Consider the following 22,958-nt stretch of genomic DNA (forward strand, 5'->3'; position numbering starts at 1 on the left):
TCGCCGCCGCCGGTGCGTCGTGTTTCCAGGGGAAACCGGAGAGGTTACGGACGACCTCCGTTCATATGAATCTACAAGATGGCCGCCCTCACCAGCCAACTCCTTCATGTTTTCGGTGACTGACCCCGTTGGAGTACCCGGCGGTGTACTGACTCCACTCCCCGTGAACAGCACTTGAACGAGCCGGGCCCGCCGCACCGGATATGGCTCGATCCGTACCGCCCCCGAGACGAAGAAGAGAGCCGGTCATGGACTTCCTTCGCCCCGCAAGCTGGGAGGATGCGCTCGCCGCCAAGGCCGAGCACCCCAGCGCCGTACCGATTGCGGGTGGCACCGATGTGATGGTCGAGATCAACTTCGACCACCGCCGGCCCGAGCATCTGATGGACCTCACTCGCATCGGCGATCTCTACGAGTGGGAGGTCGGCGAGGACAGCGTACGGCTCGGCGCCTCGGTCCCCTACACCAAGATCATGGAGAACCTGCGCGCCGAGCTGCCGGGCCTGGCCCTCGCCTCCCACACGGTGGCCTCCCCGCAGATCCGCAACCGCGGCGGCGTGGGCGGCAACCTCGGCACGGCCTCCCCGGCCGGCGACGCCCACCCGGCCCTGCTCGCGGCGGGCGCCGAGGTCGAGGTGGAGTCCGCGGCCCGCGGCACCCGCCTCATCCCGATCGACGCCTTCTACACCGGCGTCAAGCGCAACGCCCTCGCCCCCGACGAGCTGATCCGCGCCGTCCACATCAAGAAGGCCGACGGCCCCCAGCAGTACTCGAAGGTCGGCACCCGCAACGCCATGGTGATCGCCGTGTGCGCCTTCGGGCTCGCCCTGCACCCCGAGTCCCGCACGGTCCGCACCGGCATCGGCTCCGCCGCGCCCACCCCCGTCCGGGCCGAGGCCGCCGAGGAGTTCCTGAACGCGGCCCTGGAGGAGGGCGGCTTCTGGGACGACGGCAGGATCATCACCCCTTCCGTCGCCCAGCAGTTCGCGCAGCTGTGCGCCGCCGCCTGCAACCCGATCGACGACGTCCGGGGCACCGCGAGCTACCGGCGCCACGCGGTCGGGGTCATGGCCCGCCGCACGCTGACCTGGACCTGGGAGTCGTACCGCGGCACCCGCCGCACCTCGAAGGGAGCTGCGTGATGCTCGTCAACTTCACGGTCAACGGACGCCCGCAGGAGGCCGACGACGTCTGGGAGGGCGAGTCCCTGCTGTACGTGCTGCGCGAACGGCTGGGCCTGCCGGGCTCCAAGAACGCCTGCGAGCAGGGCGAGTGCGGCTCGTGCACGGTCCGCCTGGACGGCGTGCCGGTCTGTTCGTGCCTGGTCGCGGCCGGGCAGGTGGAGGGCCGCGAGGTCGTCACGGTCGAGGGGCTCGCGGACTACGCCGAACAGCGGTCCTGCGGGACCGGGGCGTGCGGCACGTCCCTGGACGAGGCCAAGCGGTGGCAGGCCAAGGGCACCGGCCCGCAGACCGGCGAGGGAACCGGCTCATCCCCGCGCGCGGCGCTCTCTCCCGTCCAGCAGGCGTTCATCGACGCCGGGGCCGTCCAGTGCGGCTTCTGCACGCCCGGCCTGCTGGTCGCCGCCGACGAGATGCTGGAGCGCAACCCGAACCCGACCGACGCGGACATCCGCGAGGCCCTGTCCGGCAACCTGTGCCGCTGCACCGGCTACGAGAAGATCATGGACGCCGTCCGCCTGGCGGCCGCCCGACAGTCCGAGGGGGCCTGACCATGACCTCCCCCAAGCTCTCAACCACGTTCGAGCAGGGAGACGCCCCCATCGGCGTTCCCACGAAGATCACGCAGGGGTCGCGGACCAAGGGCGGCATCGGCGAGTCCACGCTCCGCCCTGACGGCACGCTCAAGGTCACCGGCGAGTTCGCGTACTCGTCCGACATGTGGCACGAGGACATGCTCTGGGGCCACATCCTGCGCTCCACGGTCGCTCACGCCGAGATCGTGTCGATCGACACGAGCGAGGCCCTGGCCACACCCGGTGTCCACGCCGTCATGACCTACGACGACCTGCCGACCGACGTGAGGAACTACGGTCTGGAGATCCAGGACACCCCGGTCCTCGCCCACGGCAAGGTGCGCCACCACGGTGAGCCCGTCGCGATCGTCGCCGCCGACCACCCGGAGACCGCACGTCGCGCCGCCGCCAAGATCAAGGTGGACTACCGCGAACTCCCGGTCGTCACGGACGAGGCGTCCGCCCTCGCCCCGGACGCGACCCTCGTCCACGACAACCGCACGGACCTCCCCCAAGGGCCTCCGACGAGCTCCGGTCCAGGGGGGACCCCCATCTCGGCCCACGTCCCGCACCCCAACATCGTCCACCGCCAGCCCATCGTCCGCGGCGACGTGACGGCGGCACGCGAGCGGGCCGACGTCATCGTCGAGGGCGAATACCACTTCGGCATGCAGGACCAGGCCTTCCTCGGCCCCGAGTCCGGTCTCGCCGTCCCCGCCGAGGACGGCGGCGTGGACCTCTACATCGCCACCCAGTGGCTGCACGCCGACCTCCGCCAGATCGCACCCGTCCTCGGCCTGCCCGAGGACAAGGTCCGGATGACCCTGGCCGGTGTCGGCGGCGCCTTCGGCGGTCGTGAGGACCTGTCGATGCAGATCCACGCCTGTCTGCTCGCCCTGCGCACCGGCAAGCCGGTCAAGATCGTCTACAACCGCTTCGAGTCCTTCTTCGGGCACGTCCACCGCCACCCGGCGAAGCTGTACTACGAGCACGGCGCGACGAAGGACGGCAAGCTCACCCATGTGAAGTGCCGGATCGTCCTCGACGGCGGCGCGTACGCGTCATCCTCCCCGGCGGTGGTCGGCAACGCCTCCTCGCTCGGGGTCGGCCCCTACGTCGTCGACGACGTCGACATCGAGGCCGTCGCCCTCTACACCAACAACCCGCCCTGTGGCGCCATGCGCGGCTTCGGCGCGGTCCAGGCGTGCTTCGCCTACGAGGCGCAGATGGACAAGCTCGCCAAGAGGCTCGGCATGGACCCGGTGGAGTTCCGGCAGCGCAACGCGATGTCCCAGGGAGCGGTCATGCCCACCGGCCAGGTGGTCGACTCCCCGGCGCCGGTCGCCGAACTCCTGCGCCGCGTCAAGGCGATGCCCCTGCCGCCGGAGCGCCAGTGGGAGAGCTCCGAGGGCGCGGACGTACGGCAACTGCCCGGCGGCCTGTCCAACACCACGCACGGAGAAGGCGTCGTACGCGGTGTGGGCTACGCGGTCGGCATCAAGAACGTCGGCTTCTCCGAAGGCTTCGACGACTACTCCACCGCCAAGGTCCGCATGGAGGTCGTCGCGGGGGAACCTGTCGCCACCGTCCACACGGCGATGGCGGAGGTCGGCCAGGGCGGCGTCACCGTCCACGCGCAGATCGCCCGCACCGAGCTGGGCATCGCCCAGGTGACGATCAACCCGGCGGACACGCAGGTCGGGTCGGCCGGTTCGACGTCCGCGTCCCGCCAGACGTACGTCACCGGGGGCGCCGTGAAGAACGCCTGCGAGCTGGTCCGCGAGAAGGTCCTGGAGATCGGGCGCCGCAAGTTCGGCTCGTACCACCCGGCCTGGGCGACGGCGGAGCTGCTGCTGGAGGGCGGGAAGGTCGTCACCGACGGGGGAGAGGTGCTCGCCGACCTGGTGGACGTGCTCGGCGACGAGGTCGTGGAGATCGAGCGCGAGTGGCGGCACCGCCCGACCGAGCCCTTCGACCTGCGCACCGGCCAGGGCAACGGCCACGTCCAGTACTCCTTCGCCGCGCACCGCGCCGTGGTGGAGGTCGACACCGAGCTGGGGCTGGTCAAGGTCATCGAACTGGCCTGCGCCCAGGACGTCGGCAAGGCGCTCAACCCGCTGTCCGTGACCGGTCAGATCCAGGGCGGTACGACCCAGGGACTGGGCATCGCGGTCATGGAGGAGATCGTCGTCGACCCGAAGACGGCGAAGGTGAAGAACCCGTCGTTCACGGACTACCTGATCCCCACCATCCTGGACACGCCGACGATCCCGGTCGACGTCCTGGAACTGGCCGACGACCACGCGCCGTACGGGCTGCGCGGCGTGGGCGAGGCTCCGACGCTGTCATCGACTCCGGCCGTGCTCGCGGCGATCCGCAACGCGACGGGGTTGGAGCTGAACAGGACGCCGGTACGTCCCGAACACCTCACGGGCACGGCGTAACACGGGCCGTCCGCCGTTGCGGGCAGTCGTGCCGCAGCGCGGCACGGGTGGGCGCTGGGGTCCCCCGGCTCGAAGAGCTCGGGGGAGGCACCCCGGCGCCGGGCAACGGCTCAACCCGCGGCCACTCCGGCGCCGGGCGTCGGCCCGACCCACGGCCACTCCGGCGCCGGTCGCACCACCGCAACACCCCCGTTCGTCTCGGGCCGTCCCCCGGGTCGTGCACATCCCAACCCCCTATGAAACTTGGGAGACGGCCCCATGACCCACCCCTCAGTCGAGCCCAGGCCCACAGCCGAAGACACCGGCACGGAACCCCCCGCCCCGGCCGGCAGCCGGCCCTGGCTCGACCGGTACTTCCACATATCCACGCGGGGATCCACGCTCGCCCGTGAGGTCCGCGGCGGCATCACCACCTTCATGGCGATGGCGTACATCCTCCTGCTCAACCCGCTCGTCCTGTCCGGCAAGGACGCCGCGGGGGACACCCTCGGCCAGAAGGCCGTGATCACCGCGACCGCGTTCGCGGCGGCCCTCACCACGCTGCTGATGGGTCTCGTCGGCAAGGTGCCGCTCGCCCTCGCCGCCGGCCTCTCCGTCTCCGGTGTCCTCTCCTCCCAGGTCGCCCCGCAGATGACCTGGCCGCAGGCCATGGGCATGTGCGTGATCTACGGCGTGGTCATCATGCTCCTGGTCGTCACCGGCCTGCGTGAGATGATCATGAACGCGATCCCGCTGGCGCTGAAGCACGGGATCACGATGGGGATCGGCCTGTTCATCGCCCTGATCGGCTTCTACAAGTCCGGCTTCGTGCACCAGGGCAAGGCCACCCCGGTCACCCTCGGCCCGGCGGGCCAGCTGACCGGCTGGCCGGTCCTACTGTTCGCCGGCACCCTCCTCCTCGTCTTCATGCTCCAGGCCCGGGGCGTCCCCGGCGCCATCCTCATCGGCATCGTCGGCGGCACCGTCGTGGCGGCCGTACTGAACGCGGCGGGTGCCATCAAGGCCGACGCCTGGGCGAGCGGAGCGCCCGAACTGCACGGCGGCGCGGTCTCGATGCCCGACTTCTCACTCTTCGGGCACGTGGAGTTCGGCGGCTGGGACAAGGTCGGTGCCATGACGGTCGGGATGATCGTCTTCACCCTCGTGCTGGCCGGTTTCTTCGACGCGATGGCCACCATCATCGGCGTCGGCACCGAGGCCGGGCTCGCCGACGACAGGGGCCGGATGCCGGGCCTGTCCAAGGCGCTGTTCATCGACGGCGCGGGCGGTGCGATCGGCGGCGTGGCGGGCGGCTCGGGCCAGACCGTGTTCATCGAGTCCGCCACGGGCGTGGGCGAGGGCGCCCGCACGGGCCTCGCCTCCGTCGTCACAGGACTGCTCTTCGCCGCGTGCCTGTTCTTCACCCCGCTGACGGCGATCGTCCCCCAGGAGGTGGCCTCCGCCGCCCTGGTGGTGATCGGCGCGATGATGCTGATGAACGCCCGCCATGTGGACTGGGCCGACCGTGCCACCGCGATCCCAGTCTTCCTGACCGTGGTCCTGATGCCGTTCACGTACACCATCACCACCGGTGTCGCCGCGGGTGTCGTCTCCTACGTCGCCATCAAGGCCGCCCAGGGCAGGGCGCGGGAGATCGGCGCCTTCATGTGGGGCCTGGCGGTGATCTTCCTGATCTACTTCGCCCTCCACCCGATCGAGAGCTGGCTGGGCGTGCGCTAGCCGCTGTCCCGAGGGACCCTCTTCGCAACCGCTGTTCAAGGAGACCGAGAGATGTTGGACATCGCCGAGGAGCTGACCCGGTGGGTCGAGCAGGGCCGCGACTTCGCCGTGGCCACCGTGGTGGCGGTCGGCGGCAGCGCCCCCGGCAGCCGGGCGCGGCCCTCGCGGTGGACGCCGACGGCACGGCGATCGGCTCGGTCTCCGGTGGTTGCGTGGAGGGCGCGGTGTACGAGCTGTGCCGGCAGGCGCTCGAGGACGGCGCAACCGTCCTGGAGCGCTTCGGATACAGCGACGAGGACGCCTTCGCCGTGGGCCTGACCTGCGGCGGCGTCATCGACGTCCTGGTCACCCCCTCCGGACGGCCGACCCCGCCCGCCCGGTGCTCGCCGCGGCGCTGGCCGCAGCGGCGCAGGGGCGGGCGGCGGCGGTGGCACGGATCGCGTCGGGCCCGGCGGAACTGCTCGGCAAGGCGCTGCTCGCCCACCCCGACGGCAGGTACGAGGGCGGCTTCGACGCCCACCCGGAGCTGGACCGCACGGTGGCGGCCGAGGCGGGCGCCTTCCTGGACGCCGGACGCACCGGCACCCTGGAGATCGGAGAGCGGGGGTCACGTTGTGGAGCGCCGCTCACGGTCCTCGTGGAGTCGTCCGTTCCGCCGCCCCGGATGATCGTGTTCGGAGCGATCGACTTCGCCTCCGCACTGGTCCGCATCGGCAAGTTCCTCGGCTACCGGGTCACCGTGTGCGACGCCCGGCCCGTCTTCGCCACCCGCACCCGCTTCCCCGAGGCCGACGAGATCGTCGTCGAGTGGCCCCACCGGTACCTGGAGCGCACGGAGGTCGACGCCCGCACGGTCCTGTGCGTCCTGACCCACGACGCCAAGTTCGACGTACCGCTGCTGAAGCTGGCGCTGCGCCTCCCGGTCGCGTACGTCGGCGCGATGGGCTCCCGCCGCACCCATCTGGACCGCAACGAGCGCCTGCGCGCGGTCGGCGTCACCGAACTGGAGCTGGCACGCCTGAGGTCCCCCATAGGCCTGGACCTCGGCGCCCGCACACCCGAGGAGACGGCCCTGTCGATCGCGGCCGAGATCGTCGCGACCCGGCGCGGCGGCAGCGGGGTGCCCCTCACCGGGGCCCACACGCCGATCCACCACGACACGGCGTCGTCGACGGCACGGCGGATCGGGTCGGTGGCCTGAGGGCCGGCCCGCGCCGGGGCGTTCGCGCCCAGGTCCGTGCCCAGATCCGCGGCGGATCGTCGGGAGGCACGTGCCACCAGCCTGAACGGAGTCCCTACTGGGCACGCTTGCGGGCGAGGAGGTACCCCTGCGGGGTATTCTCCCAACCCTCCGCCGCGCGCACGAGCCGGGCGACTTCCTCGAACCCCGCCTCCGCCAGCAGCCCGGAGACCTGTTCGGGGCGGAAGCGGTAGACGTCCAGGGAGAGGTCGTGCCCGTACGCGTGGTCCAGGTGGACGCGTTCGTCGCCGACCTTGAAGGCCGTGAGGAAGTGGCCGCCCGGCGCCAGGACGCGGTGGAACTCCCGGAAGTACGCCGGGAGCTCGTGGGGCGGGGTGTGCACCGTGGAGTACCAGGCCAGGGCCCCGGCCAGCGTGCCGTCCGCGATGTCGAGGCCCGTCATCGACCCCACCTCGAACCGCAGCCCGGAGTACACCTGCCGGGCCACGGCCACCATCCCGTGGGAGAGGTCGACCCCGAAGGCGTCGAGGCCGAGTTCGTGCAGATAAGCCGTCACCCGTCCCGTCCCGCATCCGAGATCCCCGACGGGACCGCCCCCGCCGGCCAGCACCCGCTCGGCGAACACCCCCAGCATGGCCCGGTCGAAGGGGCTGCCGTCCAAGGCGTTCCTGAGCAGCCGGTCGTAGTCAGCGGCGACGATGTCGTAGGACGCCTTGGTGGTCTCGAGGTACGCGGCAGCATCGGTCATGGAGGTGGACCCTAAAGGCCGCCGCTGACACCGGTGCCCGGATCCGGCCTCAGCAGCCCGTCCATCGCGCGCCCGAACATCCACCGGGCCGCCCGTCCGAGCGGCCGGTCGAAGAGTGCCGGCAGCGGGCGTACGGCCAGTTCCTCCCGCCACACCACGCCTGCGTGCCCCTCGCCGTGCGCGTGCACCTCGATCTCCGCCCAGCCGGTGACGACGCCGCCCCGCTTGACCAGGCGGCACAGCGTCGGCGGCCGCCACTCGACCACCTCCATCGCGTCGTCGAAGCCGAGCGGTCCGACGCCGGTGCGGGCCACGAACACCGTGCCGACGCCCGTCGGCGGCGGGGTGCGCACCGTGATCCGGGTCAGCGGCACCACGTCGGCGTGGCGCGGCCAGTCCGTGAGGCGGAGCCAGGCCTGCTCGACGGAGAGCGGAACGACGCGTTCGAGCCGGAAGAGGACCACTGGGGGATCGTACGCAGGCGCGGTCCGCCGTTCACCTGAGCCACGCCCGCATGCACAGAGCGTGAACGCCGGGCGGAACGGGCGTCGCTGTGAACCCCAGGAGAAGCCCAGAACCCCGGCTTCGTCCGCGGCGGGCTCTTCGACCCGGCGCGGATGCCCGTTGTCCCCCCGGCACGCCGACGGCCCCGGCAACGACCTGGCCGGCCTCCTCGACCACCCGCACGTCCGTACGGCACCATGGGGCCGACCTGCCCCCCGGCCGGAGGGCGCCCCGTGGAGCATGAACTGCACGGCAGGCTCGGCGAGTTGTCGTCCGAGCCCGGTCCGCGCACAACGCGGCACCCCGGCACCCAGGACCACCCGGCGGGCACCGACGCCTCCGCCCCACCCCCCTCCCGGCACCACGCCACGCCGTCAGCGCGACCCGTATCCGCACTACGAGCGGGCGCGGCAGGCGGAAGGCGTCACGTTCGTCCCCGAGCTCGACGCCTGGCTGGTCGCGCGGGACGCCGACGTGCGTGAGGTGCTGCGGCGGCCCGAGGACTTCTCCTCGGCGAACGCGCTCACGCCCGACTCAGACGTCCAGCAACTCCCGTGTCCGTACGGGCAGTCCGGTCTCGAACGACCGGTTCGCGGCCAACCCCGTGACCAGGGAGCGCGCACCGTCCGTCGCGTCCGCCGCCCGCCCCAGCGGATCCTCGGCGCGCTCGCCGAACAGGTCCGCCAGCATCCGCACGTCCCCGCCGCCGTGCCCGCCCTCACCGGTCGCCACCCTCACCTCCCGCGGCCGCTCCCAGAACCGGCGCAGCAGCAACTCGGTCCGCCCCGCCCGCGCGTCGGTCTCGGCTCCGTGCAGCACCGGGCCGGTGGCGCCGTCCCCCGTCCGGCCGGGCGACCACGTGGACTCCTCGACCAGCAGCTCCAGCCGCCCTTCGCTGCCGTTGAAGGCGATGCGGTAGCCCTCCCAGGGCGCGTACGCGGTGAGGTGGTACGTCAGGGTCGCGCCGGACGCGTACCGCACCAGGACCGCCATGTCGTCCTCGATGGTCACACCCGGCCCGAACACGTTCTGGTCCCGGTGGTAGCCGTCCTCCCGCTCCGCGTCCAGGTACAGCGCGCTGAGCGCCGGCGAGTCCGCGAGGCGCAGCGCGAAGGGGTCGCCGTCGGCCGCCGGGGAGCCGTGCGCGCGCCGGTAGGGGCGGGCCAGGCCTCGGCGCCGGCCGGCCTCGTCGCCGGCCGGCCTCGTCGCCGTAGAAGAACAGGCCGCCCTGCGCGAAGACGGTCTCGGGCCGGGAGCCCAGCCACCAGTTGACCAGGTCGAAGTGGTGCGTCGCCTTGTGCACCATCAGTCCCCCGGAGTTGGCCTTCTCCCGGTGCCAGCGGCGGAAGTAGTCGGCGCCGTGCCGCAGGTCGAGCAGCCACTCGAAGTGCACCGAGCCGACCTCGCCGATCTCGCCGGCCGCCAGCAGCTCCCGTATGGCCGAATGCACCGGGTTGTAGCGGTAGTTGAAGGCGACCCGGATTTCGCGGCCGGTGCGGCGCCGGGTGTCCAGGATGCGGCGGGCCCGCTCGGTGTCCGTCGTCATGGGCTTCTCGGTGACCACGTCGCAGCCCGCCTCCAGGGCGGCCACGATGTAGTGGTCGTGCGTGCGGTCCACACTGCACACCACCACCAGGTCGATGCGCTCACGGCGCAGCATCAGCTCGAAGTCCTCGGCCGCGTACGCCGGTACGGGCGGGCGGCCGGGGTGGTCGGCGTTGATCCAGTCGTTGTGGACGGCCATACGGTGGGCGTTGACGTCGCAGAAGCCGGCCAGTTCGATCCGGTCGGCGTACGGCCCTGACAGGGCCTCGACGAAGAGCCGGGCGCGGCCGCCCAGACCCACGACGGCGGCACGGCGGCGAGGTGCGGTGTCGGAAGACATGCTGGGGCTCCGTCCCACGGAAGCGGTGCAGAGGGCTTGTTGTGACATCCGGACCATACCTAGGGTCACTTGAAGCGTGTAAGCGCTTTCTGGCGAGAGGGGTGACCCATGCCCGGAAACAGGACGAGGGTGTCCTGCTCGGTGGCCGTGGTGCTGGCGCTGTGCTCGGCGCTGTCCGGCTGCGGGGGCACGGACGACGGCGGCTCAGGCGGCAAGGTGGTGCTCCGCTACACCTGGTGGGGAAACCCGGACCGCGCTGCGAGAACCGAGAAGGCCATCGCGCTCTTCGAGAAACGGCACCCCGGGATCCGGGTGCAGACGTCGTTCTCCGGCTACGACGCCTACAAGCAGAAGCTGGCCACCCAGGCCGCCGGCGGCGACGCCCCCGATGTGATGCAACTCGACTACCGCATGATCGACCAGTACGCATCCGGCGGCGTCCTCCTCGACCTCGGCACCCAGAAGGCGGCTCTGGGCACCGGTGAGATCGACGCCGGACTCCTCGCCACCGGCAGGGTGAACGGCAAGCAGTACGCGATCCCGCAGGGCCGGGGCACCGAGACGATGGTGTACGACGTCAAGGAGTGGAAGTCGTCCGGTGTCGCCCTTCCCCGCGAGGGCTGGACGTGGAGCCAGTGGGCCGACGCCATGCGGCAGTTGGCGAAGAGGACCGGCAAGCCCGGCGGCACCGACCCGGGGCAGAGCGAGGACGCCTTCGAGGTGTGGCTGCGCGGCCGGGGCAAGTCCCTCTACACCAAGGACCGGAAGCTCGGCTTCACGGCCGACGACCTGACCCGCTGGTGGACCTTCACCGACAAGCTGCGCCGCGAGGGCGCCGTCTCGCCCGCCGAGCAGACCACCCAGCTCGACGGCTCGGTCGAGAACACCCCGCTGGGCCGCGGCAAGGCGGTGTCCGACGTCAACTGGGACGCCCCCGCGAGCGGTTTCCTCGCCCTCGTCCCGGACGGCGTCGCGCTCGCGCCCATGCCGTCGGGCGAGGACGGCACCCCGGGCCAGTACTTCAAACCGTCGATGTTCATGGGCGTCTCCGCTCACACCTCCCACCCGAAGGAGGCCGCCGAGCTGATCGACTTCATGATCAATGACCCCGGCGCCGGGACCATCCTCGGAGCGGCCCGCGGCATTCCCGTCAACGAGTCCCTGCGCGACAAACTCGCCCCCGCCCTCAAGGACTTCGACAGGACCATCTCCGACTACCAGTCTTCGCTCGAAGGCGACCTCAAGGCCCCGCCGCAGGCTCCGCCCTCGGGCGACAACGCGCTGCAGACCACCTTCCAGCGCGACTACGACCAGGTGTCGTACGAGCGGATGTCGCCCCGCGAGGCGGCGAAGAACTACATCACCGAGGCGAAGGCGGAGCTGAGGTCATGACGGCAACCGACGTACAGGCAACGGGAGTTCCCCGGACGCGCCCCGCGACCCCGAGCCGGCCGAAACGCCGCCGTGAGGGCGCCGCCTGGGTGTTCCTGTCCCCGTGGGTGCTCGGCGCGACCGTGCTCACCCTGCTCCCGATGGCCGTCTCGCTCTACCTCTCCTTCACCGACTACGACCTGTTCAACCCGCCGCACTGGGTGGGCCTGCGCAACTACACACAGATGTTCACCGAGGACCCGCGCTACTGGCGCTCGGTCGTCGCCACGCTGACGTACGTCGTCATCGCCGTACCGCTGCAACTCGCACTCGCCCTCGTCGTCGCCCTCGTGCTGAAGTCCGTGCGCCGCGCCAAGGGCTTCTACCGCTCCGCCTTCTACGCGCCCTCCCTCCTCGGCGCCTCCATGTCGATCGCCCTCGTCTGGCGGGCGATCTTCAACGACGGCGGCACGGTCGACCACCTCCTCGGCACCGGTGGCTGGGTCACCCGGCCCGGCTGGGCCCTGCTCGCGGTGGCGCTGCTGACGGTGTGGCAGTTCGGTGCACCGATGGTCATCTTCCTCGCCGGACTCCAGCAGATCCCGGGGGAGTTGTACGAGGCCGCCGAGGTCGACGGGGCGAGCCGGTGGCGGCAGTTCCTGTCCATCACCGTGCCGATGCTGTCCCCGGTGATCTTCTTCAATCTGGTGCTCCAGACCATCCAGTCCTTCCAGGTCTTCACTCCCGCCTTCGCTGTCAGCGCCGGCAAGGGCGGGCCCGCCGACTCGACCCTGTTCTACACGCTCTACCTCTACGACCGCGGCTTCGTCGCCTCCCACATGGGCTACGCCTCCGCGATGGCCTGGGTGCTGCTGCTGGTGATCGGCGCGGTCACCGCGGTGCTGTTCCGCACCTCGCGGTCCTGGGTCTTCTACGCGTCCGACACTGATGGGGGAGCCCGATGAGTACGACAGCCTCCGCCCTGCGCAAGCCGGTCGCCTGGCGCCGGGTGGCCCTGCACGCCGGCTGCGTGGCCGCGCTGCTGGTGATGCTCTACCCGCTGGCGTGGCTGCTCGCGACCTCGCTGAAGCCCGCGAACGAGGTCATCGCCAGCCTGAACCTGCTGCCCAGCCACTTCGAGTGGTCGAACTACAAGACGGCGTTCGACGGCGTGAACGACGTCTCCGTCTGGCGGCTGCTCGGCAACTCCCTGCTCATCGCGGGCGGCGCGGTCCTCGGCAACGTCATCTCCTGTTCCCTGGCCGCGTACGCCTTCGCCCGGTTGCGGTTCCGCTTCCGCGGGCCGCTGTTCGCCTTCATGATCGCCACGATCATGCTGCCGCACCACGCGGTGCTGATCCCGCAGTACATCATCTTCAACAAGCTCGGCATGGTGAACACGTACTGGCCGCTGATCCTGCCCAAGTTCCTGGCCACGGAGGCCTTCTTCGTCTTCCTCATCGTGCAGTTCATGCGGGGGCTGCCCCGCGAGCTGGAGGAGGCGGCGCGGATCGACGGCTGCGGGCCGTTCCGCTCGTTCTTCCTGGTGATCCTGCCGCTGACCCGGCCCGCCCTGATCACCACGGCCATCTTCACCTTCATCTGGACGTGGAACGACTTCTTCACGCAGCTGATCTACCTGTTCTCACCCGAGAAGTTCACGCTGACGCTGGCGCTGAGGTCGTTCGTGGACGCCTCCAGCACCTCGGCGTTCGGGCCCATGTTCGCGATGTCGGTGATCGCGCTGCTGCCCATCGTGCTGTTCTTCCTCGCCTTCCAGCGGTTCCTGGTGGAGGGCATGGCGAGCTCGGGGCTCAAGGGATGAGCGGGCGTACGACCCGGGAGCCCGGGGAGGTCTTCGGCCCGCGGATGACGCTGTTCGCGGACGTGCTGAGCGTGGGACTGGCGACGGCGGTCGCGGCCCTGCCGCTGCTGACCGCGCCCGCGGCCCTGTCGACGGCGTGCGCGGTGCTGCGCGGGGTGCGGGACGACCGGCCGGTCACGGCGGGGCGGTACCTGCGGGTGCTGCGCGGCCGCCTGCGGGCCGGGGACCTGGCGGCCGGGGCGGTGGCCTTCGCGGGCGTTCTGCTGCTTGCGGCGGACCTGGCCCTGGCGGGCGCGGGTCTGCCGGGGGCGCCGGCGTTCACGGCCGTGGCCGCGGCGATCGGCGCGTGCGCCGCGGTGGTGGGCCTGAGGGCCTGTGCCCGCCCCGAGTCACTGAACGACTGGCCGACGGCACTGCGCACGGCGGCGCGCACCGCCGCCCGGGACGCGGCGGGCAGCGCGCTGATCCTGCTCGCCCTGGCGACGGCGGCGCTGTGCGCGTGGATGCTGCTGCCCCTGGCGTTCCTGGCTCCCGGTCCGCTGGCGATGGCCGTGACAGCGGTGGAGGGGAGGGGCCGGGAGGCGGGAGAGGCGACCGGGCTCAACTGAGGGCGCCTGCGGGTGCTGCTTCGGCGGGCAGCGGGTCCGTGGGCCGGGACGACGCTCGGGCACCGGGGGCGCGCCGAGGAATGGCGCCGGGGAAGTCCTTGTTCTTCCTTGTGGAACCGATCGCCGTGAGGAGAGTGTGATCGGCATGGAGACCTTCGTCGACACCCGCGGTCTCCCTCGCACCTGGATGCTGGCCCACCGTCCCGAGGCCGCCGGAGAAGCGCGGAAGATGGCCGAACGGACCCTGGCGGGCTGGAAGGTGGCGCCGGAGATCGCCGATCCGGTGCTGCTGGTGGTGTCCGAACTCGTGACCAACGCAGTGGAGCACGCCCGGCCGCCGCTCACCCTGCGGCTGAGCCGGGATGCCGGCACCGGCCGGGTCCGGGTGGAGGTCACCGACGGAGGGCCCGCCGCCACGGAAGGGGAGTGGGCGGCCAGTTGCGGCGACGAGGAGCGTGGACGGGGCCTGGACATCGTCGACCGGGTCGCCGCCGCCCACGGCGACCGTCTCGAGACGGGCCACGCCATCCACTGGGCCGACCTGACCACCGCGGCCTGACCCCGGTCGCGCGGATGGCTCAACCCTCCCGGCGGGGTGCGCCGGTCAGCCAGGTCACGACACGGCTGATGTCGGCGAGCGTGACGATGCCGACGAGGCGCCCGGCGTCCAGCACGAGTGCCCTGCGCTCCCGGCTCTCCTGGAGGCGGGGCAGCAGATCCACGACCATGTCGCCGGGTGCGGCCGTCTCGATGTCCGAGAGCGGGCGCATCACCTGGCCGATCGTGGTGGTCGGCCGGGCGTCCGGCGGGACGTCACGGACGGCGCCGGCGGTGACCAGCCCGGCCACGCCTCCGTCGGGCGCCAGGACCGGGAAGGCGGAGTGACGGAACCGGTCGAAGGGCGCGTCCGCGAGAAACCGGGCGATGGTCATCGCGGCGGGCACGGTGACCGGGGCCCAGGTCATCACCCGGCTCACCGGAACACCGTGCAGGGCGCTGCGCAGCTCCGCCTGGCGGGCCTCCGCGGTCGCCGTGCTGATCAGGAACCAGCCGATCAACGCCGACCACAGTCCCGACAGGTTCCCCGCGAAGAGCACCGCCGCGAACCCGCCGCCCACCAGCAACCAGCCCAGAGCGCGCCCCGCGGCCGAGGCGCCCCGGGTCGCCCGCACCCGGTCACCGGTGCGGTGCCACAGGAACGACCGCAGCAGCCGTCCGCCGTCCAGCGGTGCCGCCGGCAGGGCGTTGAACACGGCCAGCACGATGTTGATGGCGGCGAGCCAGGCGACGGCCTCCACCACGAGACCCGAGACGTGCAGGGCGTCGAGCCCCACGGCCAGGCCGGTGCACACCCCGCCCGCGACCAGACTGGTCAGCGGCCCCACCACGGCGATGCGCAGTTCCGCACCGGGCGTCGGCGCCTCGGTGCGCAGCCGGGCGGCACCGCCCAGCATCCACAGCGTGATGCCCTCGACCTGCACTCCGTTGCGGCGTGCGACGACCGCGTGGGCGAGTTCGTGTGCGAGCAGCGACGCCAGGAACACCAGTGAGGTCAGCAGCGCTGCCACCCAGTAGGCCCAGGCCGGATGACCGGGGTGGGCCGCAGGAAGCCGCCCGCGGGCCAGGACGACGGCGACCAGCACGATGATGACCAGGACACTCCAGTGCAGGCCGACGCGCACGCCGGCGATGCGCCCGAGAGACAGTGTCTCCTTCACCGAACGCCCCGCCTTCCCGGCGCCCGGCCCGTCGGCCGCGATCCCGCCCGGGCGGCCGACGGGCGCGCGCCGCTCTCGTCACGACGCTCTCCAGCGGGGACGGCTCCCCGCACTCTCCATCGTCCGCCCGGTCCGCGGGAACGCCGAGCCCCACGGGGCTTCGCCCGTCCGCCGGCCCGTCGGCCGCGATCCCGCCTGGGCGGCCGCCGGGCGCGCGCCGCTCTCGTCACGACGCTCTCCAGCGGGGACGGCTCCCCGCACTCTCCATCGTCCGCCCGGTCCGCGGGAACGCCGAGCCCACGGGACTTCGCCCGTCCGCCGGCCTCGTGTCATCGTGGCCCGTATGGGGACAGGACTGGACATGGCGGTGCTCGTCGGGCTGCAGGCGTCGGGGAAGTCCACCTTCTACACGCGGCACCTGTCCGGTCGGTACGTGCTGGTCAGCAAGGACCTGTTCCCCCGGCGCGCCCGCAACAAGCAGCGGCGGCAGATGCGGCAGGTGCAGGAGGCCCTCGCGGCGGGGCGGCCGGTGGCGGTGGACAACACCAACCCCTCACCGCAGGAGTGGGGCCCGCTGGTGGAAGCGGGCCACGCCCACGGCGCGATGGTCACGGCGTACTGGTTCCCGCCGGACCTCACGGGCTCGCTCCGCCGCAACGCTGCTCGAGAGGACCGTGCGCGCGTCCCGGACGTCGGCGTGTTCGCGACCCTGAAGCGGCTGCGCAGACCGTCCCCGGCGGACGGGTTCGACGCGGTCCGGGAGGTGCGCTTCGACGGGCGTGGCGGCTTCGAGATCAGACCCTAGGAGGTCAGAGCTCAGTGCGGCCGGCGTAGTCCTCCGACGAGGAGTTCGACCAGTCGGCGGGCGTCGTAGCGGAGGTCGTTGTCCGCGCCGATGCAGAGGTTGCCGACGCCGCGCATGAGTTCGTAGCCCGCGATGTCGGAACCGATCTCGCCCGCGGCGGCCGCGGCTTCGAGCAGCCGGGTGCAGACGGGCACGAGGCGGTCGAGGAAGTAGGCGTGCAGCGTGTCGAAGCCGGCGTTGTCGGACTGCAGTACGGCGGCCAGCCCGTGCTTGGTGACCAGGAAGTCGACGAAGAGGTTGATCCATTCCCTCAGTGCCGCGTACGGCGTCGCGCTGCTCGCCAGCAGGGCCGGACCGGCGTCGGCGCAGGCGTCGACCTGGTGCCGGTAGACGGCGATGATGAGGTCCGCCCGGGTCGGGAAGTGGCGGTAGATCGTGCCGAGCCCGACTCCGGCCTCGGCCGCGATGTCGCGTACCGGCGCATCCACGCCTGACCGGACGAACACCGCGGCGGCCGCGTCGAGCAGCGCCTCCTTGTTGCGCCGGGCGTCCTTCCGCTTGGGCGGGTCGGTCCGCGTCCGCCCTGCGCCCTCGTCGCCGTCGCTCACCACGCCGCTCCCTCCACAACCACCCTTGCAAAAGCGGAACGATGTTCCGTATCGTTCCGGAACGAGGTTCCACTTGCTCATGATGTCAGAGCGGGGGCCCGGCACCAAGTCATGCCCTGCCGCCCCCGCCCCACCCTCGACGGAGGACCACAGCCATGCAGTACCGCACCTTGGGCCGCACCGGAGTGCAGGTCAGCTCCCTCGCGCTGGGCGCGATGAACTTCGGCCGGATCGGGCGCACCACTCAGGACGAGGCCACCGCCATCGTCGACGCCGCCCTCGAGGCCGGGATCAACGTCATCGACACCGCCGACATCTACGGGGACGGCGAGTCGGAGGAGATGGTCGGCAAGGCCGTCGCCGGCCGCCGAGACGACATCGTGCTGGCCACGAAGGCCGCCATGCCCATGGGCGCCGAGCGCAACCACCGGGGCGCTTCGCGCCGCTGGCTGGTCACCGCGCTGGACGACAGTCTGCGCCGCCTCGGTGTCGACCACGTCGACCTCTACCAGATCCACCGGTGGGACCCGAACACCAGCGACGAGGAGACGCTGTCGGCCCTGACCGATCTGCAGCGTGCGGGAAAGATCCGCCACTTCGGCTCCTCCACCTTCCCCGCATACCGCATCGTGCAGGCGCAGTGGGCCGCCCGGGAGAACCGCCTGAGCCGTTACGTCACCGAGCAGCCCAGCTACTCGATCCTGCAGCGCGGCGTCGAGAGCCACGTCCTGCCCGTGGCCGAGGAGTACGGGCTCGGCGTGCTCGTGTGGAGCCCGCTGGCCTCGGGCTGGCTGTCGGGTGCGGTCCGGGCGGGCCGGGAGGTCAACACCCACCGCTCGGCGTTCATGCCGGAACGCTTCGACACCGCCCTCCCCGCCAACCGTGCCAGGCTCGACGCCGTCGAGCAGCTGGCCGATGTCGCGAACGAGGCGGGACTGACCATGATCCAGCTCGCGCTCGGCTTCGTGACCGCGCACCCCGCGGTGACCAGCGCGCTCATCGGCCCCCGCACGCCGGACCACCTGCACGCGCAGCTCGCCGCGGCGGACACCGTGCTCTCCGCCGACGTGCTCGACGCGATCGACGGGATCGTCGCTCCAGGCACCGACCTGGCCCCGCACGAGAAGCACGACACACCGCCCGCGCTCCTCGACCCGTCGCTGCGGCGCCGTTGACCGCCGTAGGGCGCCGGCGTCCGGCGAGAAGGCTGACGAGCCTCGCTGTAGGCTGAGGCAGACCGTATCGCGTCACCGTCTTGACAGGTGACGCGACGGGATGTGAGTCTGACATCCGCAAGGCGAGAAGCCACCGACTGAGCGGAGGTTGGCCATGGAGAGCCAGAGCACCGTGGACAGTGCTGCTGCGGCACGTCAGGCACGGTTCGGCAAGTTGCCGGAGCGCATTCGCTTCGAGGACATGGTCGAAGAGAAGCAGGCGACGTCGAACGACCCGGCGAGGGACGCCTACAACCCCGAAGGGTCGTGGATGTCCTTCTCCTGCCTGGCCGCCGACCTGGGCCTCTGAGCCGGTCTTCGACTGAGTGCCGTACTCGGCCGTCGAGGTCACCGAGCGTCGCCGGTCGCCCTCGCGGAGGGAGAGCGACCGGCGACGGTGCGGCTCAGGCGGAGATGCCGGATTCCGTCCGCTGATTCGGGGGTGAGTGGGTGCCTCAGAACGCGTGGAACTCCTCGAAGGGCGGTTCGAACGAGGGATCGGGCAACCGGAGTGCCTTGCAGCGAGTCCTCGGCTCGGACGGGGAGGCGGCGCCGGCCGTCGTCACGGCTTCGCCGGGGAAGGCGTCCGGAATCACCGTCCACCCCAGGTTCCGCTCGTAGTAGCGCACGGCGGTTCGCACGGACGGCGCCCAGTCGTCGTCGATCACGATCAGCCCGCCGGGGCGAACGATCTTTCGGAGGAAGTAGAGATCGACGAAGACTTCGTGGAACCGGTGACTGCCGTCCACGAACGCCGCGTCGGCGCGGAGCCCCTCGGTGAGGAGTTGCGGGAGTGCGATCGATGAAGGGGCGAGCATGAGCGAGGCGATCGAATCCAGCCCGGCAGAGCGCAGCAGATCCCAGCCGGCGTTGGACCAGTCACGTTCCTGGAACGGGTCGATGATGATGTGCCGGGGGTGCGGCGGATTCACAGTGACCAGCGCCTCACCGATCGCGAGCGCGGAACTGGCGTACGCGAGGCCGATCTCGACAACCGTCTGCGCGCCCTCGGAGATCAGCAGGTCGCGCAGCTGGTCGCACTCGCGTTCGGGCACCGTGACCGTCTCGAAGTCCGCCTCGCGGTCCCGCGTCCACGCGGGCCCCTCGTGTGCGAGCCGACGGCGTACCTCGCGGACCCGCGTCCAGCGTGCACACATCGAACCAGCCCCTCCGCCCGGCGCCGATGCTCCGGCTTCGCAGCCTAGCCGCTTGCCCTCGGATTGCTCAGGGTCTGCCCCGATTCCGCCGCGACGCGTGGCAGTCGACGGTCCGGTGCGGTGACGGCTGCCTCCGCGTGCGGCGGGCCGCCGCAGGCGCCGGGGGTCAGGATTCCCGGACCGCGTCGGCCGCCTGGCCGAGGAGCACTGTCAGCCGGTCGGTGTCCTCGGGGCCCAGCTTCTCGGTGATCTGCTGTTCGATCTCCGCGATTACGGCATCGGCCGCGCGGAGGGCGTCGCGCCCGGCGTCGGTGAGGTGGAGTTCCTGCACATGGCGGTGGCGGGGGTGCGGTCGGCGTTCCAGCCGGCCCCGGTCCTCCAGGCGGGCCACCAGGGAGGCCACCGCCTGCGGGGTGACGTTCAGGCGGCGGGCCAGCTCCGCTCCGGTCAGCCCCGGCTCGGCATGGACGGAGATCAGCAGGGAGTAGTGCGCCGCTGCCATGCCCAGCGACCGCAGCCGCTGCTCCTTGAGGGCCTGCACGGCCAACTCCGCCCGCCGCAGCGCCCAGGTCACCCGGTCCAGCGCGTCGGCGGCGACCGGTCCCTCGTCGTCCCCACTCACACCGAGGAGAATACGGCACTGGGCAACTATCAAACGTTTGACATCAGCCAGGCGCTTGAATCACCATGAGGTCATGTCCCGCACTCTTGCCCTCATCACCGGCGCCTCCTCCGGCATCGGCGCCGCCTACGCCCGCCTGCTCGCCGCCGACTGCGACTTCGTCCTGACGGCCCGCAGGGCCGACCGCCTGTCCGAGCTGGCGGACGAACTCCGCGCGGCCGACGCCACCGTGGAGGTGCTCCCCGCGGATCTGGGGACGCCCGACGGCCTGGCCGCGGTGACCGAGCGCCTGGCCGCCGATGACGTCCGGCTGCTGATCAGCAACGCGGGAGTCGGCGGCTATGCACCGCTCGCCGACGTCGACCCGACTGAGATCGACCGCCTGCTCACCCTCAACGGCGTCGTGCCGATCCGACTCGTCCGCGCCGCCCTGCCCGGCATGCTGGCCGCCGGCGAGGGCGCTCTCATCACCGTCGCCTCACTGCTCGCCTTCAGCGCCGGGCAGACCGACCCGCACATACCGAGCCGCACCCTGTACGCGGCTGCGAAGGCGGCCACCGTCGCGTTCACCCGGACCCTGTCCCACGAGCTCGCCGACACCGGCATCCGAACCCAGGTCGTCTGTCCGGGCGTGGTGGCCACGGAGTTCAGCGACGGATACGGGCACAACGTCCCCTTCGCCATGACCGCGGAAGGTGTGGCGCAGGCCAGCCTGGCCGGACTGCGGTCGGGGGAGACGATCTGCATTCCGGGTCTCGAGGACCAGGCTGCCGCCCTCGACGCCCTCCTTGCCGCCGAGACCGCCCTGCTGAGGGGCGGCAACCGTCCCACACCCGCCACCCGCTACAGCGGGCCGAACGCTCACTGACGCTTGGGGCGAGCGGGGGCTGACCCGCCCCTGCCAACGACCTCCCGAGGTATTTCAGGGGCGCGCATGGAGGTGCCGCTCATGACGTGCTTCGCGTCCAGATTTCCGTGAAGCGGTCGAGCAGCGCGGCCGCCGCCGTCACGTCGTCCGTGAGCGGCCGGTCGGCCGGGTCCTCGTCGAGCACCGACTCGGCGAGCGCCAGGGCCCGCCCCACCGGAAGATCCGGGTTGGGCCTGAGGCCGCGCAGCCGCAACGCGCGTACGGCGGCGACGAGTTCGCAGCCGACGACGAGACGGTACGCGCCACACGACCGCAGGGTCTGACGTGCGGCGAGCGAGGCGAAGCTGGCCTGTTCCTCGACGCCCCGGGAGAGCACCGCGTGCCCGAGCGAGGCCGGTGCCGAGAAGGCCCGCACGTCACCGAGGGCGGCCCCGGCGGCGTACTCGAGGATCATCACTCCGGACGAGGCGGGCTCGTGGTCGGCGAGGAAAGGGCGCAGGCGGGTGTAGGCGGGCTCGTTGAGGGTGGACAGGCGGGACGTGGACAGGCGGGCCACCTGGGTGACCGCCAGCCGGAAGTGGTCCAGCGCCAGGGCGAGTTGGGTCAGGTAGAAGCCGCCGTGGTGGTAGGCGGCCATGTCCTCGGGAGAGATGAGCGGGTTCTCGGCGGCCGCGTTGATCTCGACGGCGAGGACCTGTTCCAGCGCGGCCGCCGCGTCCTGCGCGGGGCCGTGGACCTGGGGCAGGCAGCGGAAGCCGTACGGGTCCTGGATCCGGCCGAGCGGCGGGGACGGCCGTTCCGCAGCGCCGATCAACTCCCGCATCCGCCGGGCGACCTCGGCGCTGCCCCGGTGCGGGCGGGCCGCGTGCACGGGGGCGGCGTAGGGCTCGTGCGACCCGTCGACCGCGAGCAGTGACAGCGCGGCGACGACCTGGGTGGCACCGATGAGCCCGCGCAGTTCGTGCAGGGCCAGGGCGGCCTGGCCGAGGGTGAGAGCGTTGCTGCTGATGAGCGCGAGCGCGTCGTTGTTGTCGAGGGGTTGCGGCTCGGGGGCGCGGGCCACGGCGGTCCCAGTCGACGAACCCGCCCCGGGCGCGCCGGCCGTTCCCGCCCCCCGCCAAGGCCGTTCCCCGGCCAGTGCGAGGCCCACCTGTGCCAGTGCGGCTATGTCGCCCGTTCCCACCGAGCCGAACTCGTTGACGACCGGGTGCACTCCGGCCTCCAGCGCCTCGCACAGTGCGTTGATCACGCCGGGCCTCAGGCCGGCGCCTGCGGCCAACAGCTGATTGGCGCGTATGGCCAGCATGGCGCGCACCTGGCGGGCCGGAAGCTCCTCGCCGATGGCGCCGGCGTGGCTGCGCAGCAGGCGCAGGCCGTGTCCGGCGGCGTCCTCGGTGGGCACGTCCTCGTTCCGGTTGGCACCGACACCGGTGGAGCGGCCGTAGACGCGCCCGGTCGCCGCGATCTGCCGGGCGGCGTCCCAGGACTCGGTCACACGCTTCATCGCCTCGGCGTCGGGGACCGGCCGCGCAGCCCCGTCGGCCAGACGCACGACGTCCTCGACCTCGAGGCCGACTCCGTCGAGGACCACCGATCCGGAGCGCACGAAAGCGGGTGCGTCCACCATACGAGACGACATGAAGTCCAAACCCCCTTGAACTGGACGCTCGATCTCGGCCATCGGCCAGTCGGCACTTCGAATTGACGCCGACCTGTCGACAAGCCATTCACATATCGAGAACTCTGCATGACGTTATGCAGCCCGGCAAGGCACCGGACCGCCGACGGCGGCTCTGAGGGCGCCCGCCGGAAAGAGACCACCGCACTCCCGCGCGGGCCTCCTCGTAACGGATCGGGCAGTGCGTCGGGCAGCGGCTCCCGCCCGGCGAGCTGACGGGCGCTGAG

Annotated in this window: 22 protein-coding genes and 2 pseudogenes; 15 read left to right on the forward strand and 9 right to left on the reverse strand. The window is 71.7% G+C overall.

Annotation, left to right across the window (positions count from 1 at the left end):
- The first annotated feature begins 248 nt into the window (after nucleotides 1-248).
- From N8I84_RS31125 to N8I84_RS31145, 5 genes and pseudogenes are all read left to right on the forward strand, one after another.
- Nucleotides 249-1,142, forward strand: coding sequence for an FAD binding domain-containing protein (locus tag N8I84_RS31125; protein WP_263232736.1), 894 nt, complete (start codon nucleotides 249-251; stop codon nucleotides 1,140-1,142).
- Nucleotides 1,142-1,732: a (2Fe-2S)-binding protein gene (locus N8I84_RS31130; protein ID WP_263232737.1), complete on the forward strand. Its 591-nt coding sequence runs from the start codon at nucleotides 1,142-1,144 to the stop codon at nucleotides 1,730-1,732. The genes N8I84_RS31125 and N8I84_RS31130 overlap by 1 nt, the downstream gene beginning before the upstream one ends.
- 2 nt (nucleotides 1,733-1,734) lie before the next feature.
- Nucleotides 1,735-4,200, forward strand: coding sequence for a xanthine dehydrogenase family protein molybdopterin-binding subunit (locus N8I84_RS31135; protein ID WP_263232738.1), 2,466 nt, complete (start codon nucleotides 1,735-1,737; stop codon nucleotides 4,198-4,200).
- 258 nt (nucleotides 4,201-4,458) lie between these two features.
- Nucleotides 4,459-5,919, forward strand: coding sequence for an NCS2 family permease (locus N8I84_RS31140; RefSeq protein WP_263232739.1), 1,461 nt, complete (start codon nucleotides 4,459-4,461; stop codon nucleotides 5,917-5,919).
- Between the two features lie 51 nt (nucleotides 5,920-5,970).
- A pseudogene (locus N8I84_RS31145) lies at nucleotides 5,971-7,120 on the forward strand (XdhC family protein).
- Between the two features lie 94 nt (nucleotides 7,121-7,214).
- On the opposite strand, the gene N8I84_RS31150 reads toward N8I84_RS31145, so the two are convergent.
- Nucleotides 7,215-7,868: a class I SAM-dependent methyltransferase gene (locus N8I84_RS31150; RefSeq protein WP_263232740.1), complete on the reverse strand. Its 654-nt coding sequence runs from the start codon at nucleotides 7,866-7,868 to the stop codon at nucleotides 7,215-7,217.
- A gap of 11 nt (nucleotides 7,869-7,879) precedes the next feature.
- Nucleotides 7,880-8,332 (reverse strand): SRPBCC family protein, encoded by a 453-nt coding sequence (locus tag N8I84_RS31155; RefSeq protein ID WP_263232741.1) that lies wholly within the window; start codon nucleotides 8,330-8,332, stop codon nucleotides 7,880-7,882.
- 412 nt (nucleotides 8,333-8,744) lie between these two features.
- Here N8I84_RS31155 and N8I84_RS31160 point away from each other — a divergent pair.
- Nucleotides 8,745-8,906, forward strand: a pseudogene (locus N8I84_RS31160) (cytochrome P450); the annotation flags it as partial.
- Here the strand turns inward: N8I84_RS31160 and N8I84_RS43195 are convergent.
- Nucleotides 8,907-9,104, reverse strand: coding sequence for a hypothetical protein (locus N8I84_RS43195; RefSeq protein WP_390898965.1), 198 nt, complete (start codon nucleotides 9,102-9,104; stop codon nucleotides 8,907-8,909).
- Nucleotides 9,091-10,257 (reverse strand): Gfo/Idh/MocA family protein, encoded by a 1,167-nt coding sequence (locus tag N8I84_RS31165; RefSeq protein WP_390898966.1) that lies wholly within the window; start codon nucleotides 10,255-10,257, stop codon nucleotides 9,091-9,093. The genes N8I84_RS43195 and N8I84_RS31165 overlap by 14 nt, the downstream gene beginning before the upstream one ends.
- 108 nt (nucleotides 10,258-10,365) lie before the next feature.
- Between N8I84_RS31165 and N8I84_RS31170 the strand changes: the two genes are divergently transcribed.
- The 5 genes from N8I84_RS31170 (at nucleotide 10,366) to N8I84_RS31190 (ending at nucleotide 14,620) form a co-directional block, all read left to right on the forward strand.
- Nucleotides 10,366-11,649, forward strand: coding sequence for an ABC transporter substrate-binding protein (locus tag N8I84_RS31170; protein ID WP_263232742.1), 1,284 nt, complete (start codon nucleotides 10,366-10,368; stop codon nucleotides 11,647-11,649).
- Complete coding sequence (locus N8I84_RS31175; protein WP_263232743.1) at nucleotides 11,646-12,593, forward strand: carbohydrate ABC transporter permease; 948 nt, start codon at nucleotides 11,646-11,648, stop codon at nucleotides 12,591-12,593. The genes N8I84_RS31170 and N8I84_RS31175 overlap by 4 nt, the downstream gene beginning before the upstream one ends.
- Nucleotides 12,590-13,453 (forward strand): carbohydrate ABC transporter permease, encoded by an 864-nt coding sequence (locus N8I84_RS31180; RefSeq protein WP_263232744.1) that lies wholly within the window; start codon nucleotides 12,590-12,592, stop codon nucleotides 13,451-13,453. The genes N8I84_RS31175 and N8I84_RS31180 overlap by 4 nt, the downstream gene beginning before the upstream one ends.
- A complete protein-coding gene (locus tag N8I84_RS31185; RefSeq protein ID WP_263232745.1) occupies nucleotides 13,450-14,061 on the forward strand; it encodes a hypothetical protein in 612 nt (203 codons plus the stop codon). The genes N8I84_RS31180 and N8I84_RS31185 overlap by 4 nt, the downstream gene beginning before the upstream one ends.
- A gap of 145 nt (nucleotides 14,062-14,206) precedes the next feature.
- Nucleotides 14,207-14,620: an ATP-binding protein gene (locus N8I84_RS31190; protein WP_263232746.1), complete on the forward strand. Its 414-nt coding sequence runs from the start codon at nucleotides 14,207-14,209 to the stop codon at nucleotides 14,618-14,620.
- A 19-nt stretch (nucleotides 14,621-14,639) separates the two neighbouring features.
- Here N8I84_RS31190 and N8I84_RS31195 read toward each other — a convergent pair whose 3' ends face one another.
- Nucleotides 14,640-15,779: a site-2 protease family protein gene (locus N8I84_RS31195; protein ID WP_263232747.1), complete on the reverse strand. Its 1,140-nt coding sequence runs from the start codon at nucleotides 15,777-15,779 to the stop codon at nucleotides 14,640-14,642.
- Between the two features lie 343 nt (nucleotides 15,780-16,122).
- On the opposite strand from N8I84_RS31195, the gene N8I84_RS31200 reads away from it, so the two are divergent.
- Nucleotides 16,123-16,584 (forward strand): ATP-binding protein, encoded by a 462-nt coding sequence (locus tag N8I84_RS31200; protein WP_263232748.1) that lies wholly within the window; start codon nucleotides 16,123-16,125, stop codon nucleotides 16,582-16,584.
- 11 nt (nucleotides 16,585-16,595) lie between these two features.
- On the opposite strand, the gene N8I84_RS31205 is transcribed toward N8I84_RS31200, so the two are convergent.
- Nucleotides 16,596-17,192 (reverse strand): TetR/AcrR family transcriptional regulator, encoded by a 597-nt coding sequence (locus N8I84_RS31205; protein WP_263232749.1) that lies wholly within the window; start codon nucleotides 17,190-17,192, stop codon nucleotides 16,596-16,598.
- A 155-nt stretch (nucleotides 17,193-17,347) separates the two neighbouring features.
- Between N8I84_RS31205 and N8I84_RS31210 the strand changes: the two genes are divergently transcribed.
- Complete coding sequence (locus N8I84_RS31210; protein ID WP_263232750.1) at nucleotides 17,348-18,367, forward strand: aldo/keto reductase; 1,020 nt, start codon at nucleotides 17,348-17,350, stop codon at nucleotides 18,365-18,367.
- A 154-nt stretch (nucleotides 18,368-18,521) separates the two neighbouring features.
- On the forward strand, nucleotides 18,522-18,716 hold the full coding sequence (locus N8I84_RS31215) for a hypothetical protein (RefSeq protein ID WP_263232751.1): 195 nt from the start codon (nucleotides 18,522-18,524) through the stop codon (nucleotides 18,714-18,716).
- Nucleotides 18,717-18,861: 145 nt separating this feature from the next.
- Here N8I84_RS31215 and N8I84_RS31220 read toward each other — a convergent pair whose 3' ends face one another.
- Both N8I84_RS31220 and N8I84_RS31225 read right to left on the reverse strand, forming a co-directional pair.
- Nucleotides 18,862-19,563 (reverse strand): class I SAM-dependent methyltransferase, encoded by a 702-nt coding sequence (locus N8I84_RS31220; protein WP_263232752.1) that lies wholly within the window; start codon nucleotides 19,561-19,563, stop codon nucleotides 18,862-18,864.
- Between the two features lie 166 nt (nucleotides 19,564-19,729).
- On the reverse strand, nucleotides 19,730-20,185 hold the full coding sequence (locus tag N8I84_RS31225) for a MarR family winged helix-turn-helix transcriptional regulator (RefSeq protein WP_263232753.1): 456 nt from the start codon (nucleotides 20,183-20,185) through the stop codon (nucleotides 19,730-19,732).
- A 73-nt stretch (nucleotides 20,186-20,258) separates the two neighbouring features.
- On the opposite strand from N8I84_RS31225, the gene N8I84_RS31230 reads away from it, so the two are divergent.
- A complete protein-coding gene (locus N8I84_RS31230) occupies nucleotides 20,259-21,053 on the forward strand; it encodes an SDR family NAD(P)-dependent oxidoreductase (RefSeq protein WP_263232754.1) in 795 nt (264 codons plus the stop codon).
- A 79-nt stretch (nucleotides 21,054-21,132) separates the two neighbouring features.
- On the opposite strand, the gene N8I84_RS31235 is transcribed toward N8I84_RS31230, so the two are convergent.
- Nucleotides 21,133-22,692 (reverse strand): aromatic amino acid ammonia-lyase, encoded by a 1,560-nt coding sequence (locus tag N8I84_RS31235; RefSeq protein ID WP_263232755.1) that lies wholly within the window; start codon nucleotides 22,690-22,692, stop codon nucleotides 21,133-21,135.
- Nucleotides 22,693-22,958: the final 266 nt, after the last annotated feature.

This window comes from Streptomyces cynarae (genome assembly GCF_025642135.1).
In the GTDB taxonomy this organism is placed as follows: Bacteria; Actinomycetota; Actinomycetes; order Streptomycetales; family Streptomycetaceae; genus Streptomyces; species Streptomyces cynarae.